This window comes from Salipiger sp. PrR007, from assembly GCF_010499845.1.
Taxonomy (GTDB): Bacteria; Pseudomonadota; Alphaproteobacteria; order Rhodobacterales; family Rhodobacteraceae; genus Salipiger; species Salipiger pacificus_A.
Window position 1 is genome coordinate 72,493 of the sequence record NZ_JAAGOZ010000072.1, and the last position, 15,307, is coordinate 87,799.

Below are 15,307 nucleotides of genomic sequence, written 5' to 3' on the forward strand. Positions count from 1 at the left end.
AACGGGCCCGGCAGAGGGGGCTTTCCGCTGCCGCCGCAGCCCAAGGAGTATCGCTATGAAGAAGATCGGCTTCCTGTCCTTCGGACATTGGTCCCCGCAACGCGGCTCGGCCACCCGCACCGCCTCGGACGCGCTGCTGCAGGCCATCGACCTGTCGGTCGCCGCCGAGGAGCTGGGGCTCGACGGCGCCTATTTCCGCGTCCACCACTTCGCCCGCCAGCACGCCAGCCCCTTCCCGCTGCTCGCCGCCGTCGGCGCGCGGACCAAGAAGATCGAGATCGGCACCGGCGTCATCGACATGCGCTACGAGAACCCGCTCTACATGGCTGAGGATGCCGGCGCCGCCGACCTCATCAGCCAGGGACGGCTGCAGCTCGGCATCAGCCGCGGCAGCCCCGAGCAGGTGGTCGAGGGCTGGCGCTACTTCGGCTATGCCCCGGAGGAGGGCGAGACGGATGCGGACCTTGGCCGCCGCCACGCGCAGGTCTTCCTGCAGATGCTCGAGGGCCACGGCTTTGCCGAGCCGAACTCGCGCCCGATGTTCCCCAACCCGCCGGGCAAACTGCGGCTCGAGCCGCACTCCGAGGGGTTGAAGGATCGCATCTGGTGGGGCGCAGGCTCCAACAAGACCGCCGAATGGGCCGCCATGCTGGGGATGAACCTGCAAAGCTCGACGCTCAAGGATGACGAGACCGGCGAGCCCTTCCACATCCAGCAGGCGCAGCAGATCCGCGCCTACCGCGAGGCGTGGAAATCGGCGGGCCATGCGCGCAAGCCGCGGGTCTCGGTCAGCCGCTCGATCTTTGCCATCACCAGTGACGAGGACCGGATGTACTTCGGCTCCGGCGGCAAGGAAAAGGACTCGGTGGGCTTCATCGAGCAACAGCGCTCGATCTTCGGCCGCTCCTATGCCGACGAGCCCGACAAGCTGATCGAGCAGTTGAAGGCCGACGAGGGCATCAGGGAAGCCGACACGCTGTTGCTGACCATCCCGAACTCGCTGGGGGTCGATTACAACGCCCATGTGATCGAGAATATCCTGAGCCACGTGGCCCCCGCCCTCGGCTGGCGCTGAGCCGCATTCCACCGCATCGCCCGGACCTAACGCCGGGCGATGCAGGCAGAACTGCCCCCCTCCCCTCTCCCCTGCGCACCCAAGTCTGCGAAATCCCGCCCCAAGGGTGCGGCACCGACGCGCGCATCCCGGATTTCCGGTGCGGAACCTCTCACATTCGCGTGCGAATACCGCTAAGGCGTCGCCCAGAGAGAGTCTTCCCAGGAGAGAGCAATGTCATACTTCCCCCGATGGCGCGTCGGCACGGGTCAGGTGATCATGCCGGACGAGCGCCTGCCCGGCGCGGCCTCGGTTCCGATGGGCATCCAGCACCTGCTGGCCATGTCCGGCTCGACCATCGTCGCCCCGATCCTGATGGGCTTCGATCCCAATGTCGCGGTCTTCTTCTCGGGCATCGGCACGCTGCTCTTCTTCATCATCACCGCGGGCCGTGTGCCGAGCTACCTCGGCTCCTCCTTCGCCTTCATCGCGGTGGTGCTGGCGGTGCTGGGACAGGAGGGCGCGACCATCGCCCATGCGCTCGGCGGGATCATCGCTTGCGGCGCGCTTTACGCGCTGATCGGCCTGATCGTCATGGCAGTCGGCTACGGATGGGTGGAAAAGCTGATGCCCCCCGTCGTGACCGGCACCATCGGCATCGCCATCGGCCTCAACCTCGCGCCGGTCGCCGTGGACCAGTTCAACGCCTTCGGCTCCCCCACCCCCGCGCATCTGACCATCGCGCTGCTGACGGTGCTCTGTATGGCGATGGTCTCCTGCTACGGCCCCTCGGGCACGCGGCGGCTGTCGGTCCTGCTGGCGCTGGTCTTCGGTTACGCGCTGGTGCTGCTGCTGGGCAATGGGCTGGGGATCATGCCGGGCATCGACTTCTCTGCGGTCGGCACGGCGGATTGGTTCGGCCTGCCACGGTTCCAGACGCCCGAGTTCCACTGGTCCGCGATCACCCTCATTGCCCCGGTCGCCATCGTGCTGGTCGCCGAGAACCTCGGTCACATCAAGGCGCTGGGGGCGATCACCGGCAAGGACATGGATCCCTACATCGGCCGCGGCTTCTTCGCCGACGGGCTGGCGACCATGGTCGCGGGCTCGGGCGGCGGCACGGGTGTCACCACCTACGCCGAGAACATCGGCGTCATGGCAATGACCAAGGTCTACTCGACGCTGGTCTTCGTGATCGCCGCTATCGTTGCGATCTGCCTCGGGCTCTCGCCTAAGTTCGGCGCGCTGCTGCAGACGATCCCGGCGCCGGTGCTGGCGGGTCTGTCGGTCGCGGTCTTCGGGCTCATCGCCTCGGCCATGGCGCGAATCTGGATCGAGAACCGGGTGGATTTCTCGGATCCGCGCAACCTCTTCACCGCAGGCATCGCGCTGATTTTCGGCGCCGGGGACTTCACGCTGCACCTCGGCGATTTCGCGCTTGGCGGTATCGGCACGTCTACGCTGGCGGCGCTGCTGCTCTATCAGCTGCTCGGGATCGGTCGCAAAGCGTGACCGTCGACAAGAAAACAGACGGCCCCCACCGCCCACGGTGGGGGCCTTTTGCGGGGGCTTTCGGAACCGCGCCCCCGCAAGTGCCCAAAAATCAGGCAAGCCAGCGCGGGCCCATACCTGCTTGATCCGACGCCCCGCTTATCCACAGCTCCATCCCCCGCCGATGGGGAGAACTCCCGCGCTCCGCGACGGTGACAGCGGCGCGGAAGGGTCAGCCGTGCCGCGCGATATACTGCTCGATCCGCGCCACCTCTTCGTCGGACCCGAAGATCAGCGGGCAGAACCCATGCGGCGTCTCGGGCGTCAGCTCGAGGATCCGCCGCCGTCCGTCGCTCGCGCGGCCCCCGGCCTGCTCGACCATGAAGGCGATCGGCACGGCCTCGTAGGCGAGCCGCAGCCGCCCCTGCTCGTAGCCCTTGCGCCCGTCCTGTGGGTAGAGAAAGGCGCCGCCCTTGAGCATGATCCGGTGCAAATCGCCCACCGCCGCCGCCAGCCAGCGCATGTTGTAGGTCTTGCCCAGCGGGCCGTCCTTTCCGGCGCGCATGTCCTGCGCGTAGGCCTGCAGTCCCGGAGCCCAGTGCCGCTCGTTCGAGGCGTTGACGGCGATCATCGAGGTGGTCGGCCTGAGGCGGATGTTCTCGGCGGTGATGCGGAAATCCCCGGCACGGCGATCGAGCGTGGCGATATGCACGCCGTCGCCCAGCGACCAGGCGAAATCCACAGAATGGCCAAAGCAGGCATAGCCCGCCGCCACCGCCTCGGAGCCCGGGCGGCGGAAGCTGCCATCCCCGGCGGGGTAGATCACGAAAAGCATGCCCAAGAGCGCGCAAATGCCGATCGAGCCGGACCCGTCGATTGGATCCATGGCCACATCGAACGCCCCGTCGGGATCAAGCGTCACCACCGCCTCGGCCTCTTCCGACAGAACGTGGCGGACGTTGCAGCCCGCAAGGGCCTTCACCATGTGCTCATGCGCGCCGACGTCGAGCGCCTTCTGCGCATCGCCGCTTTCGTTGTCGCCGACGATCTGCGCCGGATCGCCGGTCAGAAGACCCTCGGCCAGCCGGTCCGCGATAGCAGGGAGCGCCTCGGCGATATGCCGCACGATGCGCGCGGCGCCGTCATCTGCCAGCCGCATGTGCAGCGCGTCTCCGCGGGGCGGGTGGTCGTTCGGGAGAGTCAACATGATGGGTCGTCCTGTGGGTTTCCGCGCGCTCTGCGCTTGCCTTGCCGATTTAGCGCCCCGCGGCCGCCGAGGAAATGCCGCGCGTCAGGCCCCGGTGCCAAAGGTACTTCCCGTATGACGCACCACCACACTGCCTCTCGAAGGGACGCGCGGCCGCTGTGACCCGGCCGTGACGTCACCTGCGGCACCTGCCACGGCAAATCACAACGCCAGCCAGGGGCGCCCTGCCTGCGAAAGCCCCACCGAACGGCAGATGGTGCATGGTAGCGGAGAATTCCGCCGTGAGATCAGACGGCTGTCAGCCCCGGCGCAGCGCCAGCGCCTCGACCTCGACAAGGAATTCCGGGCGGGTGAACCCAGAGACGATCATCAGCGTCGAGGCTGGCTTCACCTCGAGATCGGCGCAGGCGCGGTCGCGGGCGGCCATGTAGCCCTGCATGTCCTCGCGCCGGGTGACAAAGGCCGAGAAGCGCAGCACGTCCGAGAAATCCAGCCCGTCTTCGGCGAGGATTGCCCGCACCGCCTCGAAGCAGAAATCGGCCTGCGCCTCGACACCGTCCGGGATCGTGCCGTCGAGGCGCAGCGCCAGCTGGCCCGAGGTCACCACCACCGGACCGGCGGCGATGCCGTGCGAATACTGGCCGAAGGGCGCGGCGATGCTCTTGGGGGCAAGCGGTTTCATCGGGTCCGTCCTTCGTCTTTCAGTCCGGCGCGGGCAAGAAAGAGCTGCACCGCCTCCGCCGCGATGCGCTCGAAATCCATCTCGGCTCCGGGATCAACGCCCAGCACGCGGCGGCTCTGGAGTTCGTAATCGGCATAGTGCTGGGTCACCGCCCAGATGTTCATCATGAAGAGCAGCGGGTCGACCGGGGTCATCCGCCCCTCGTCGACCCAGCGCTGGATCACCGCCGTCGCCTCGCGCACCGAGGCGTGCAACCCCTCCCATTTACCGCCCATCTCGGGCGCGCCACGCCCAAGTTCCTGCAGGAACAGCCGCGAGGCTTCGGGGCAGTCGAGCGCCAGCCGCAGCTTGAGCCGCACGTAACCGGTGATCACCTCGGCAGGATCGTCGGACTCGCCCACGAAGAAGATGTCGCGCCACTGCCCGATGATGCCATCGAGCACCTCGCGGTAGAGGTCCTCTTTCGAGGTGATGTAGTAATGCAGCTGCGCCTTGGTGATCCCCGCGGCCTTGGCAAGCTGCTGGGTCGAGGTGCCCGAAAGACCGGTGCTGGCAAATTCGCGTAGCGCCGCCTCGCGGATGGCGTCGTGGATTTCCTTACGCTTCAGACGTGCGGCGCTCATCGCTCTTCCTCTGGGTTGCCGGTTCGCCGAACCGCGACATGCGGGTACCGACCTTCGCGAGAAAGGCCTTCAGGTCCCGTGGTTTGCGGTGGTTCATGTCGTGTAGCTGCAACCATGTCACGCGGCAACGCGGGTGAAACAAGACACGGTAGCCCCGCGCCAGCATCGAGCGCCCGGGATCGCGGATCAGCCGCAGCCACCACCAGGGCGAGCCCGAGGTGGTGATCACCGCAAAATGGCGGATGTTCTGCAACCTGCCGGTGGCACGCATCTTGGTGGCGCTGGCGACCTCGAAGGCGACGCCGGGCAGCCAGACCCGCTCCATCCAGCCCTTGAGGATGGCGGGCGGGCCGTACATCCATGTGGGATAGACAAACACCAGCCCCTCGGCCCGGCGCAGCGCCGCGACATGCGGCGCCACGCGGGCGATCAGCCGATCGGTGTCCGGTATGTAGTCGGCCCAATCCTCGGCAGAGAGAACCGGATCGAAGTTCTCGGCGTAAAGGTCGATCACCTCGACCTTGTGCCCGGCCCGCAAGAGGCTCTCGCGGGCCGCGGCGAGAAGGGCGGCGCCATAGCTTTCCCGGCACGGGTGAGCAAAAACGATCAGGACGCGCATGGTACCGCCTCTCCGGCTCAGTTGGCTTCGGCGGCGGTCTTGATCTCGATGCCGTGGCGCTTGTTGACGAAGGACGTGTCGGCCACCTTCGACAGATCAAGGCCGCCCTCCTCGAGGATGCCGCTGTTCACCGCGGTCTCGTAGAAGGCGGCGATGCGCGCGTCGGTCATCGCGCCAATGCCAAGCTCGAGCGCGTCGCCGCTGTCGATGATGCCAAGCTCGCGCACCTGCGCCATCTCGGCGTCCAGCTTCTCGACGGTCAGCTCGGGGTTGGCGGCGATGATCGCCTCGTAGCCAGCGGTGTGATCCCCATAGAGGAAGGTGTACCAGCCCTCGATCGAGGCATCGACGAAGCGCTGCACCACGTCGGGGTTCTCGTCGATCATCTGCTGGCGGGTCTCGATGGTGGTGGCATAGGTGTTCCAGCCGTAATCCGCCATGAGATAGGTCGCGACGTCGGCACCCTCGGCCGCGGCGTAGAGCGGCTCGGCGGTGGCATAGGCCTGCTGCACCATCTTCTCGTCGCTGAGAAACTGCGCGAGGTTGTAACCGTAGGGGCGCACCTGCTCGTCCCGGAAGCCGAAGTCCTGCACCATCCATTTCCAGTACGAGAACTGGCCGTCCTTGGAGAGCAGGATCTCGGGCGCGGTGGTCAGGTCCTCCCAGCTGTCGTAGGCGCCTTCATGGGCGATGAGCGCCTGCGGGTCCTTCTGGAAGATCGCCGCGACGACGGTGGTGGGGATGCCGTTGCGCACGTTGTCGAAGGACAGCAGCAGGTTGCCCGCCATCAGGAAGTCGAGCTTGCCGGCGATCAGCATGGGGCGGTTGTTCACCTGCGGGCCACCCTGACGGATCTCGACCTCGAGTCCGTATTTCTCGTAGGTGCCGTCCGCCAGCGCCTGGTAAAAGCCGCCGTGGCCGCCCTGCGCCAGCCAGTTGGTGCCGAAGACGACCTTGTCGCCGGCAAAGGCCGCAGATGCCGCGAGCGAGGCCGCCAGCGCGGTCAGGGAAACGGAGAGAGTTTTCATTTCTTGGGATCCTGTTGGTTGGGGTCTTGTTATGCGCTGCGCGCCATCTCGGGGTGCCAGCCCCGGGTCTTGCCCGGGTTCATCAGGCCATAGGGGTCGGCCCGTTTCTTGAAGTCGATCTGCGCCGTGTCGATGGTCTTCATGCCGCCATCCTCGATGGTGACCACATGCGGGTCGAAGATCGTGCAGCCATCCGCTTCCAGCTCGGCAATCAGCGCGTACATCTCGTCCTTGCCGCGGAAGCGCACCAGCGGCAGGGCGAAGATCTGGATCTCGCCGTCCTGCCGCGCCATCTCGTGGTGCCAGAACATTTCGTCGCCGTAGCGCTCCATCTGGCGCATCACGAGGGCCGGATCGAAGGGGCGCGGGTAGGCCACCTGCAGGTAGGTCCAGCCCTTGTCGACCTTCAGCGCCTGCAGCGTGGTGTGGTTCCAGCCGCATTCATAGGCGGGCTGCAGGCGATTTGCGTGGATCTCCTCCATGGTCATGGCAAAGGAGATCGTCGCGCCCTCGGCCTCGGCCCGGGCGCGGAAACGGTCCATGTCCGACGGCGCGACCATGGCGAAGACCGCGTCGCGGTCCTCGGGGAAATAGCCCTCGAACTTGCGATAATAGGGCGCGAAGCGGCGCTCGACCGGGGTCAGCAGATAGCAATCGAGGCCATCTTCCTGCGCGGCCGTGGCAAAGCGCAGCGCCTTGTCGTAGCCGTCGAAGAGCGCGGCGGTGTGCAGCCAGTCGGTCGAGGGGGTGAGCGCCAGCCCCACCTCCAGCACGATGCCATTGGTGCCATAGGCGTGGTGCACCTTCTGCACGTCGGGCCCATGAAGCTCGATCACCTGCGGCTCTTCCTCGAGCGTGAGTACCTTGAGGTAGGTGAGGTTGCCTTCGTCGCGCAGCATGCCGTGGCGCAGCGAGCCGATGCCGCCCGAGCCGCCCGCGATGAAGCCGCCGATGGTGGCGAGGCTGCGGGTCGAGGGGTACATCGTCAGCTCCTGCCCGGTCTCGCGCGCCGCATCGTCGAGCTTCGACATGCGAATGCCCGCCTCGACATGGGCGTGTCCGGGGGTGATCTCGAGAATGCGGTTGAGGCGCGTCACGTCGATGACCAACCCGCCGTCGAGCGGCACGCATTGCCCGTAATTGCCGGTGCCGCCGCCGCGCAGCGTGACGGGCACCTTGTGGCGGGCTGCGGCGGCGGCAACGCGGATCACCTCGTCCTGATCCTGCGGGATCACCACCAGCTCGGCGCGCTTGTCCTTCAGCTCGGCGTCGAGGATCGGGCTGTACCAGAAGTAATCCTTGGACCGCGCCTCGAGCGCGCGTTCGTCGTCGTAAAAGCGCAGCCCGTCGAGGTCCTGCCGCAGGGCGGCGAGCGCCTCGGCGTGGCGGCCCTTGGGCGCGGCCAGTTGCGTGTCGGTCATGCGAGGTCTCCGGAGGTCTCGGGAATGGGGGCACCGCCGCGCCAGACAGTACGCGCCGCGCGAGGGCGGTTCAGCGCATCGTCGAGCCCGGTGGCGGCGATATGGATGAAGTCGGCGGGGGCACCGGCCTTGAGGGCAAAGTCATGTCCAAGCCAGCGCGCCGGGGTCTCGGTGACGCTGTCGAGCCATCCGGCGGGATCAAGATGCCCGGCAAGCACGGCCATGCGGTAGACGTCGAAAAGGTCGTAATCGCCCTGCGGGTAGAACGGATCGCAGACGTTGTCCGAGGCCAGCATGACCGGCATCCCCGCGGCGCGCGCCTCGTGGATGGGCGCGAGGCCCCGCAGCCGTGGCGTGCGGCCGGGCGTGGCGTCTTGCAGGAAGGCGTTGGTGGTCGGCAGGGTACAGAGCGCCATGCCCGCCTCCGCCGCCCGGCCCAGCAGATCGGCCACCGCGCCCTCCGGGCGCACCGAAAGCGAACAGCAGTGGCCCACCAGCACCCGGCCCGCCATGCCGCGCGCCTCGGTCTCCTGCAGGATTGCATCGAGCCCCTGCGCCTCTGGGTCGAGCCCCTCGTCGACGTGGAAATCGAGCTGCAGGTCGTGTGTCTCGGCAAGGTCGAAGACCCTGCGCAGCTTTGCCGGGATATCGTCGTTGCGGTAGATGAAGGCCCCGAGCACGGCGCCGGTCCCGGCAATCTCCTGCGCAATCCGCGCGCCGACCTCGGGGATGTCATCCAGCGGCGTCAGCGTGGCAAGCTGCAGATCGACCCGGCCGCGCCATTCCTCGGCCAGCTCGCGCAGCACCGGCAGCGCCGCGGGCACCCCGGCCTCGGTCCAATCGACGTGGCTGCGCATCGCCTTGGTGCCATTGGCAAAGGCGCGGCGCAGCCCGCGCGCGGCGCGCTGGCGCAGGTCGCCCGCCGTCCAGTTCGGCTTGTCCCCGGCCATCAGCTCGATCGCCTCGTGCAGCGACTGCGGGCGGCTCGGCACGCGCGCGGCGGTGAAGGTCTTGTCGAGGTGGACATGCGCGTCGGCAAAACAGGGCAACAGCAGGCCGCCCCCCTGCCCCTCCGACGGGGTCAGCGCGGCGATGCGCGCCCCCTCCAGCGTCACGTCCCAATACCCGTCGCGCCCGGCCAGCGCGACGCCGTTCAGCGTGGTCATCGCTCAGCCCTGCCGCTTGATTTCGCTCTCGTGCCAGTGCCCGAGGACCGCGCGCGAGAGCCAGGAGGTGGCGAGGAAGATCAGAATGCCCAGCATCGACACCAGAAGGAGCGCCGCGAACATCCGCGGGATCTCGCCCCGGAAGCTGCTTTCGAGGATGCGCGAGGCAAGGCCCGTGTTCTGCCCGGCGGTGCCGGCGACGAACTCGGCCACCACCGCGCCGATCAGCGCAAGACCGCCGGCGATCTTCAGCGCGGCCATGAAGTAGGGCAGCGCCGAGGGGATCAGCAGGTAGCGCAGGCGCTGCCACTTGGTGGCGCCGTAGAGGGTGAAAAGGTCACGCAGGTTGTGGTCGGCGCTGCGCATCCCGATGGCGGTGTTCGACAGGATCGGGAAAAAGGCAACGATCCAGGCGCAGATCAGCAGCGCGGCGAAGGTGCTGTCGACATAGATCAGGATCAGCGGCGCGATGGCCACCACCGGCGTCACCTGCAGGATCACCGCGAAGGGAAAGAGGCTCATCTCGATGGTGCGCGAGAGCGCAAAGACCATCCCCAGCGCCACGCCGCCGATGATCGCAAGGCCAAGCGACAGCAGCGTCAGCTTGACGGTGAACCAGGCGCTGGACAGCAGCGAGGGTCCGTCGGTCCAGAGCGTCTCGAGTATGAGGCTCGGTGCCGGGATCAGGTAGTGCGGGACCTCGTTGTAGCGCACGAGGAATTCCCAGAGCCCCAGCGCGCAGAGCAGCGCGGCGCAGGGCATGAGGATCTGCATCCGGCGCTCGCGGCGGGCGGCGCGCAGCGCGGGGTCTTCCGAGGCGGGGGCGCTCTGCGGGGCCATGGTCACGGGGTCAGTGGTTGAGGTCGACATCGTCCATGGTCCCTTCGAGTGCATCCGACACGAGACGGCAGGTCTCGGCGTATTCAGGCGTGGTGCGGTAGTGTTCGTCGCGGGTGGTGGCATCGGGCAGCGCGATGTCATGCACCACCCGGCCCGGGCGCGGTGCCATGACCACGACGCGGCTCGACAGGTAGACGCTCTCGAACACCGAGTGGGTGACGAAGATCACCGTCAGCCCGTTGCGCCGCCAGAGGTTCAGCACGTCGTTGTTCAGCTTGAAGCGAGTCATCTCGTCGAGCGCCGCGAAGGGCTCGTCCATCAGCAGCAGCTTGGGCTTTGTCACCATGGCGCGGGCGATCGAGACCCGCATCTTCATGCCGCCCGACAGCTCGCGCGGGTAGCTGCCGCCAAACTTGGCAAGACCCACCATCTCGAGCGCCTCGGTCACCTGCGGCTCGGCCTGCTTGCGGTTCAGCCCGCGCAACTTCAGCGGCAGGTAGACATTGTCGAACACCGTAGCCCAGGGCATCAGCGTCGGCTCCTGGAAGACGAAGCTGACGTCACCGCCGTGCACGCCCCCCGAGGTGCCCGCACCGCCCGGCGCGTGGCCGTTGACGGTGATCTGACCCGACGAGGGCGCCAGAAGCCCCGAGATCATCCGCAGCGCCGTCGACTTGCCACAGCCCGAGGGGCCGAGCAGGCTGACGAACTCGCCCTGCCGAATGGTGAGATCCATGTCCTGCAGCGCCAGCGTTCCATTGTCGAAGCGCTTGAAGACGTGGGACATCTCGATCTGCGCAGCGCCCTGCACAGAGGCGTGTGCTGTGGTGTCGAGGGGCATGGGCGGGCTCCTTACCAGTCGGGTTGCGTGTCGAGCCGCGACAGCGGTGCGCGGTCGATCTCGTCGAAGATGTCGAGGAGCCGGGCGACCGCGTGATCGAGCGTCGTCGCGCCCTTCTCGGCGCTGGCCAGATGGGCTTCGCCGCAGGCCCCGGCGCTGCTGAGATCCTGCGTCAGCCATGCGGGTTTTGCGGGGCCGGGCAGCGCGATCGAGGGGGTGTCCCGTGCCCAGATCTCGGCCTGCGAGGGAAAGTCGCGGGCCTCGGACATGTCGACGTTGCCGGGATCGAGCGCCAGCATCACCGAGGTTTCCATGTCGCCGGCGTGGATGCCATGGCGCAATTCGCGCTCCGAGAAGACCCCCTCGGGCATCCCGGCGGCGAACCAGCTCAGGGCAAAGGCCATCATCTTGTGTTTCTCGCGCAGTTCCCGGGCAACGATGTCCATGGCCGGGATATTGCCGCCATGGCCGTTGAGCAGGACGATCTTGCGCACGCCCGAGCGCGCCACGCAGGCGCCGATCTCGGTCCAGACCCGCAGCAGCGTCTCGGCCGAAAGCGTCAGGCTGCCCGGATAGGCGCTGTGCTCGTTGCTCTTGGTCACCGCCTGTGTCGGCAGGAAGACCACCGGGCTGTGATCGGGCAGCGCGCCCGCAAGACGCGAGACCACACCCTCGACCGAGGCTGTGTCGACGGACATCGGCAGATGCGGGCCGTGCTGTTCGATGGCGCCGAGCGGCAGCACCGCGATCAGCTTCTCGCGGTCAAGCGCGGCAAACTCCCTGCTGCTGTAGTCCGCCCAGTATCGTTTCATGCCCTGCTCCTTCGACAGCCCTCGCCGCACCACGGCGATTTGCGGTCTCATAGCGAATGATCAAACCATTTGGTATGAAAACGTCGGATCGGGCAAGAGAACCTAGGGTTTGCCTTGGATTTCACCGAAATAGTGCCTTCGAATTGTGCATTTTTCCGGGGCGTGTCTAGAGAACGCCGGCGAACCGAGCACACATCCGGCAGGAAATAGGGCCCCGGGCGATTCGTCCGACGCGGCGTCGTGAATGCCGGGCGACTTGCTTGACTAAATTAGTTGGTTTTCCTAGAAGTCCAAATTGACCGGCGTTTCGCTCCGGCGCCCGCCGCGTCTTTCCTGCCCAATGTCCCCGCCGGCACCCGGGTGCGCCACGTCCCGCGGCCGCGCCTACCCGCCTGACCGACGCGAGCCGCCATGACCTTCATGCCCCGCATGACATCGCAGACCCGAGCCATCAGCCCCACGCGCCCGCTGCGCTGGCGGCGCTGGGGCGCCGCCATCGCCGACGTCTGGCATGTGCATGGCGAGGCGGGCGCGGGCGGCTTCTACCGCTCGCCCGACCCCCGTCTGGTGGTGTTCCTCGGCGCGCAAGCCGGGGCGCTGCGGCTGCGCACCAGCCCGCACGGGGCATGGTTGGAGGGGATCGGCGCCTTCTATATCCCCGCCGGCATGCCGCTCTGGAGCGCCCTGCCCGAAGAGCGGGACTATGCCCATCTCGACTTTCACCTCGAGGCCGGACCGCTGGCGCAGCGGTTGCGTGCCGCGGGCGGCGCGCAGCGGATGGACGAGGCGCATTTCCTCGCTGCCGAGAACCGCACCCAGCCGCTCGCCGCGCTTCTGGCCGAAGAGGTGCAGAACCCGTCCCGCCCCGACATCATGCTCGACGGGCTGCTCTCGGCGCTGCTCTGCGAGGTGCTCGACCTTGGTGCGACCGTGGCGGAGCCGCGCCGCGGCGGTCTGCCGCCGCATGTGATCCGAGATCTGCGCAGCCATGCCCTCTCGGCGCTGCATCGGCGGATCGAGGTGGCCGAACTGGCTGAGTTGGCGGGCCTCTCGGAAAGCTGGCTCACCCGGGCCTTCAAGCAGAGCCTCGGAACCACGCCGCAGCGCTGGCTGACCCAGCTTCGGGTCGAGACGGCGATGGGGTTGATGACCGACACGCCGATGGGGCTCGCCGAGATCGCCGCCGCCGTGGGTTTCGCCGACCAGGCGCATCTCACGCGCGCCTTCCGCGCCGCGCAGGGAGAGACCCCCGCCGCCTGGCGAAAAGTCAGAACGCGCGCGATTTCTTCAAACCACGGCAGTCTCGTTCAAGCGCGGCCCTAAATCCCGAGATAAATACTCGGACAAAATCCGCATCCTGGAACGTGACATGACAAGTACCCTCCGCCTGCCTCTTCTCGCCAGCGCCAGCCTGCTCGCCCTCGCCGGGGCCGCACAGGCGCAATCCACCGCAGATCTCTTTGACCTGGGCGAGCTCGTGCTCGAGGGCGGTTACAATCCGTCGGACCCGGTGCCGGGATATGTGGCCACCACGGCGCAGACCGCCACCAAGACCGGCACGCCGATCCTCGAGACGCCGCAGTCGATCTCGGTGATCACCGGCGAGCAGATCGAGGACCAGGGCGCGACCACGCTCGGCGACACGCTCGGCTACACCGCCGGCGTCACCGCGCAGCCCTACGGCACCGACCCGCGCTTCGACGCGCCGACGATCCGCGGCTTCAACGGCGGCAACGCCCAGTATCTCAACGGCCTGCGCCTGCTGCGGGAACGCGGCGCGCCGTCGTTCGAGGTCTACTCGCTGGAACGTGTCGAGGTGCTGAAGGGCCCGGCGTCGGTGCTCTACGGCGCGGGGATCCCGGGCGGCGTGATCAACCAGATCCAGAAGCGCGCCCAGTTCCTCAGCTTCGGCGAGCTCGGCGTCGGCGCCGGTGACCCCAAGGCGACCGAGGGCTTCATCGACTACAACCACGCCTTCAGCGACACCTTCGCAGCCCGCGTCACCGCCGTGGCGCGCGACAGCGAGGAAGACGTGGAGGAGCTCGAGAACAGCCGCCGCTACCTCGGCCTCGCCACCCGCTGGCAGCCGACCGCGCAGACCTCGCTACAAGTCCTCGGCGCCTGGCAGAAGGACAGCCCGATCACCCCCGCCGGTGTGCCCCATGACCTGCTCGGCGCGGCCGACGACGAGGACCTGCGCGACTTCTACGCCGGCGATCCCAGCGATGACGAGAGCGATCGCGAGATGCTCAACCTCGGCTTCGAGCTGAGCCATGAGCTGAGCCGCGACTGGTCGGTGGACGCGAACTTCCGCTACCAGAAATTCGACTGGGACTATACCGGCTTCTACGTCAACAACCCGGTGAGCGACGGCGATACCATCACCCGCGGCGCCAATGGCACGAGCGAAGCGAGCTTCTCGCAGAACCTCGACCTGCGGCTCAACGGTCAGCTCGACACCGGCGCGGTGAACCACCGGCTGGTGCTGGGCCTCGACATGCGCCGCTACGGCATCGACGAGACCACCGACTTCCTCAACGCCGATGCGATCAGCTTCTCGAACCCCTCCTACGGCGGCGCGAACCTGAGCGCCCCGTGGTACTCCGAGACCAATGACCTGACGCTCGAGCAGGTCGGCCTCTACCTGCAGGACGAGCTCGCTTTCGGCAACTGGCGCGCCTCGCTGGCGCTGCGCCATGACTGGGCCAGCCAGACCGGCACCGCCTCGACCTGGATGGACTGGGCAGGCGCCATCTACGAGAGCAACACCGACATCGACCAGGACGACGAGGCGACCACCGGGCGTGCCGGTCTGAGCTACGTCTACGTCAATGGTCTCGCACCCTACCTGAGCTACACCACCTCTTTCGATCCCGAGATCGGCGTCGACAACAGCGGCACCCCCTTCGAGGCGACCGAGGGCAAACAGTGGGAAGCCGGGGTGAAATACCAGCCGCTCGGCTTCAACGGCTTCTTCAGTGCGGCGATCTATGACCTGCGGCAGACCAACGTGAAGACCCCGGTCACCGACGACAGCGGCATCGGCGACGAGCGGCAGGTCGGCGAGGTGCACTCGCAGGGTCTGGAATTGGAAGCCTCGGTCGACCTCGACAGCGGCTGGAACCTGCGCGGCGCCTATGCCTGGAACCGCGCCGAACAGGAGGGCGGCGACTATGATGGCTTCGACATGCCGAACGCGCCGCTGCACAACGCCAGCCTCTGGGCGAACTACAGCTTTGCCGCTGGCTCGGCGCTGGACGGGCTCACCCTCGGCGGGGGCGCGCGCTACATCGGCGAACGCTACGGCGACGCGGCCAACCTCTACCACATGGACGACGTGACCCTTCTGGACCTGCAGGCCTCTTATGCGGTGACCGACGACATGCAGGTCTCGGTCAACGTCAGCAACCTCACCGACGAGGCCTATGTGGCCAACTGCGGCTCCTTCGGCTGCTACTATGGTGACGGTCGCACGGTTCAGGCCCGCCTGACCTACAAGTGGTGATCCGTTTCGCCTGACAAG

Annotated in this window: 14 protein-coding genes; 4 read left to right on the forward strand and 10 right to left on the reverse strand. The window is 67.3% G+C overall.

The window, feature by feature from the left end; genetic code table 11:
• Window positions 1-55: 55 nt before the first annotated feature.
• A complete protein-coding gene (locus tag G0Q01_RS22620; protein WP_164197943.1) occupies window positions 56-1,075 on the forward strand; it encodes an LLM class flavin-dependent oxidoreductase in 1,020 nt (339 codons plus the stop codon).
• Between the two features lie 213 nt (window positions 1,076-1,288).
• On the forward strand, window positions 1,289-2,566 hold the full coding sequence (locus G0Q01_RS22625; RefSeq protein WP_164197942.1) for a solute carrier family 23 protein: 1,278 nt from the start codon (window positions 1,289-1,291) through the stop codon (window positions 2,564-2,566).
• A 211-nt stretch (window positions 2,567-2,777) separates the two neighbouring features.
• On the opposite strand, the gene G0Q01_RS22630 is transcribed toward G0Q01_RS22625, so the two are convergent.
• The 10 genes from G0Q01_RS22630 to G0Q01_RS22675 form a co-directional block, all read right to left on the reverse strand.
• Window positions 2,778-3,752, reverse strand: a complete 975-nt coding sequence (locus tag G0Q01_RS22630; protein WP_164197940.1) for a class 1 fructose-bisphosphatase — start codon at window positions 3,750-3,752, stop codon at window positions 2,778-2,780.
• Window positions 3,753-4,050: 298 nt separating this feature from the next.
• The gene (locus G0Q01_RS22635) at window positions 4,051-4,434 is read right to left on the reverse strand and encodes a RidA family protein (RefSeq protein ID WP_164213893.1); all 384 of its coding nucleotides are present in this window, start codon (window positions 4,432-4,434) and stop codon (window positions 4,051-4,053) included.
• Complete coding sequence (locus G0Q01_RS22640; protein WP_108970211.1) at window positions 4,431-5,057, reverse strand: TetR family transcriptional regulator C-terminal domain-containing protein; 627 nt, start codon at window positions 5,055-5,057, stop codon at window positions 4,431-4,433. Before G0Q01_RS22640 ends, G0Q01_RS22635 begins: the two co-directional genes overlap by 4 nt.
• Window positions 5,032-5,676: an NAD(P)H-dependent oxidoreductase gene (locus G0Q01_RS22645; protein ID WP_164197936.1), complete on the reverse strand. Its 645-nt coding sequence runs from the start codon at window positions 5,674-5,676 to the stop codon at window positions 5,032-5,034. The genes G0Q01_RS22640 and G0Q01_RS22645 overlap by 26 nt, the downstream gene beginning before the upstream one ends.
• 17 nt (window positions 5,677-5,693) lie before the next feature.
• The gene (locus tag G0Q01_RS22650; protein ID WP_108970213.1) at window positions 5,694-6,704 is read right to left on the reverse strand and encodes an ABC transporter substrate-binding protein; all 1,011 of its coding nucleotides are present in this window, start codon (window positions 6,702-6,704) and stop codon (window positions 5,694-5,696) included.
• 29 nt (window positions 6,705-6,733) lie between these two features.
• Window positions 6,734-8,125 (reverse strand): FAD-binding oxidoreductase, encoded by a 1,392-nt coding sequence (locus tag G0Q01_RS22655; RefSeq protein ID WP_164197932.1) that lies wholly within the window; start codon window positions 8,123-8,125, stop codon window positions 6,734-6,736.
• Window positions 8,122-9,291 carry an amidohydrolase family protein gene (locus G0Q01_RS22660; RefSeq protein WP_164197930.1) on the reverse strand — a complete coding sequence of 390 codons (1,170 nt, stop codon included), beginning with the start codon at window positions 9,289-9,291 and terminating at the stop codon, window positions 8,122-8,124. Before G0Q01_RS22660 ends, G0Q01_RS22655 begins: the two co-directional genes overlap by 4 nt.
• A 3-nt stretch (window positions 9,292-9,294) precedes the next feature.
• A complete protein-coding gene (locus G0Q01_RS22665; protein ID WP_235940345.1) occupies window positions 9,295-10,161 on the reverse strand; it encodes an ABC transporter permease in 867 nt (288 codons plus the stop codon).
• Window positions 10,142-10,972 carry an ABC transporter ATP-binding protein gene (locus tag G0Q01_RS22670; RefSeq protein WP_164197928.1) on the reverse strand — a complete coding sequence of 277 codons (831 nt, stop codon included), beginning with the start codon at window positions 10,970-10,972 and terminating at the stop codon, window positions 10,142-10,144. Before G0Q01_RS22670 ends, G0Q01_RS22665 begins: the two co-directional genes overlap by 20 nt.
• Window positions 10,973-10,983: 11 nt before the next feature.
• Complete coding sequence (locus tag G0Q01_RS22675) at window positions 10,984-11,784, reverse strand: creatininase family protein (protein WP_164197926.1); 801 nt, start codon at window positions 11,782-11,784, stop codon at window positions 10,984-10,986.
• A gap of 411 nt (window positions 11,785-12,195) precedes the next feature.
• On the opposite strand from G0Q01_RS22675, the gene G0Q01_RS22680 reads away from it, so the two are divergent.
• Window positions 12,196-13,107, forward strand: coding sequence for an AraC family transcriptional regulator (locus G0Q01_RS22680; protein WP_164197924.1), 912 nt, complete (start codon window positions 12,196-12,198; stop codon window positions 13,105-13,107).
• A 46-nt stretch (window positions 13,108-13,153) separates the two neighbouring features.
• The gene (locus G0Q01_RS22685; RefSeq protein ID WP_164197922.1) at window positions 13,154-15,289 is read left to right on the forward strand and encodes a TonB-dependent siderophore receptor; all 2,136 of its coding nucleotides are present in this window, start codon (window positions 13,154-13,156) and stop codon (window positions 15,287-15,289) included.
• The last annotated feature ends 18 nt before the right edge of the window (window positions 15,290-15,307 follow it).

Coding starts and splice junctions, on each gene's coding strand:
- G0Q01_RS22620 (WP_164197943.1), top strand. CDS start 56: ATGAAGAAGATCGGCTTCCTGTCCTTCGGACATTGGTCCCCGCAACGC.
- G0Q01_RS22650 (WP_108970213.1), bottom strand. CDS start 6,704: ATGAAAACTCTCTCCGTTTCCCTGACCGCGCTGGCGGCCTCGCTCGCG.
- G0Q01_RS22680 (WP_164197924.1), top strand. CDS start 12,196: ATGACCTTCATGCCCCGCATGACATCGCAGACCCGAGCCATCAGCCCC.
- G0Q01_RS22655 (WP_164197932.1), bottom strand. CDS start 8,125: ATGACCGACACGCAACTGGCCGCGCCCAAGGGCCGCCACGCCGAGGCG.
- G0Q01_RS22630 (WP_164197940.1), bottom strand. CDS start 3,752: ATGTTGACTCTCCCGAACGACCACCCGCCCCGCGGAGACGCGCTGCAC.
- G0Q01_RS22645 (WP_164197936.1), bottom strand. CDS start 5,676: ATGCGCGTCCTGATCGTTTTTGCTCACCCGTGCCGGGAAAGCTATGGC.
- G0Q01_RS22675 (WP_164197926.1), bottom strand. CDS start 11,784: ATGAAACGATACTGGGCGGACTACAGCAGCAGGGAGTTTGCCGCGCTT.
- G0Q01_RS22640 (WP_108970211.1), bottom strand. CDS start 5,057: ATGAGCGCCGCACGTCTGAAGCGTAAGGAAATCCACGACGCCATCCGC.
- G0Q01_RS22635 (WP_164213893.1), bottom strand. CDS start 4,434: ATGAAACCGCTTGCCCCCAAGAGCATCGCCGCGCCCTTCGGCCAGTAT.
- G0Q01_RS22670 (WP_164197928.1), bottom strand. CDS start 10,972: ATGCCCCTCGACACCACAGCACACGCCTCTGTGCAGGGCGCTGCGCAG.
- G0Q01_RS22665 (WP_235940345.1), bottom strand. CDS start 10,161: ATGTCGACCTCAACCACTGACCCCGTGACCATGGCCCCGCAGAGCGCC.
- G0Q01_RS22685 (WP_164197922.1), top strand. CDS start 13,154: ATGACAAGTACCCTCCGCCTGCCTCTTCTCGCCAGCGCCAGCCTGCTC.
- G0Q01_RS22625 (WP_164197942.1), top strand. CDS start 1,289: ATGTCATACTTCCCCCGATGGCGCGTCGGCACGGGTCAGGTGATCATG.
- G0Q01_RS22660 (WP_164197930.1), bottom strand. CDS start 9,291: ATGACCACGCTGAACGGCGTCGCGCTGGCCGGGCGCGACGGGTATTGG.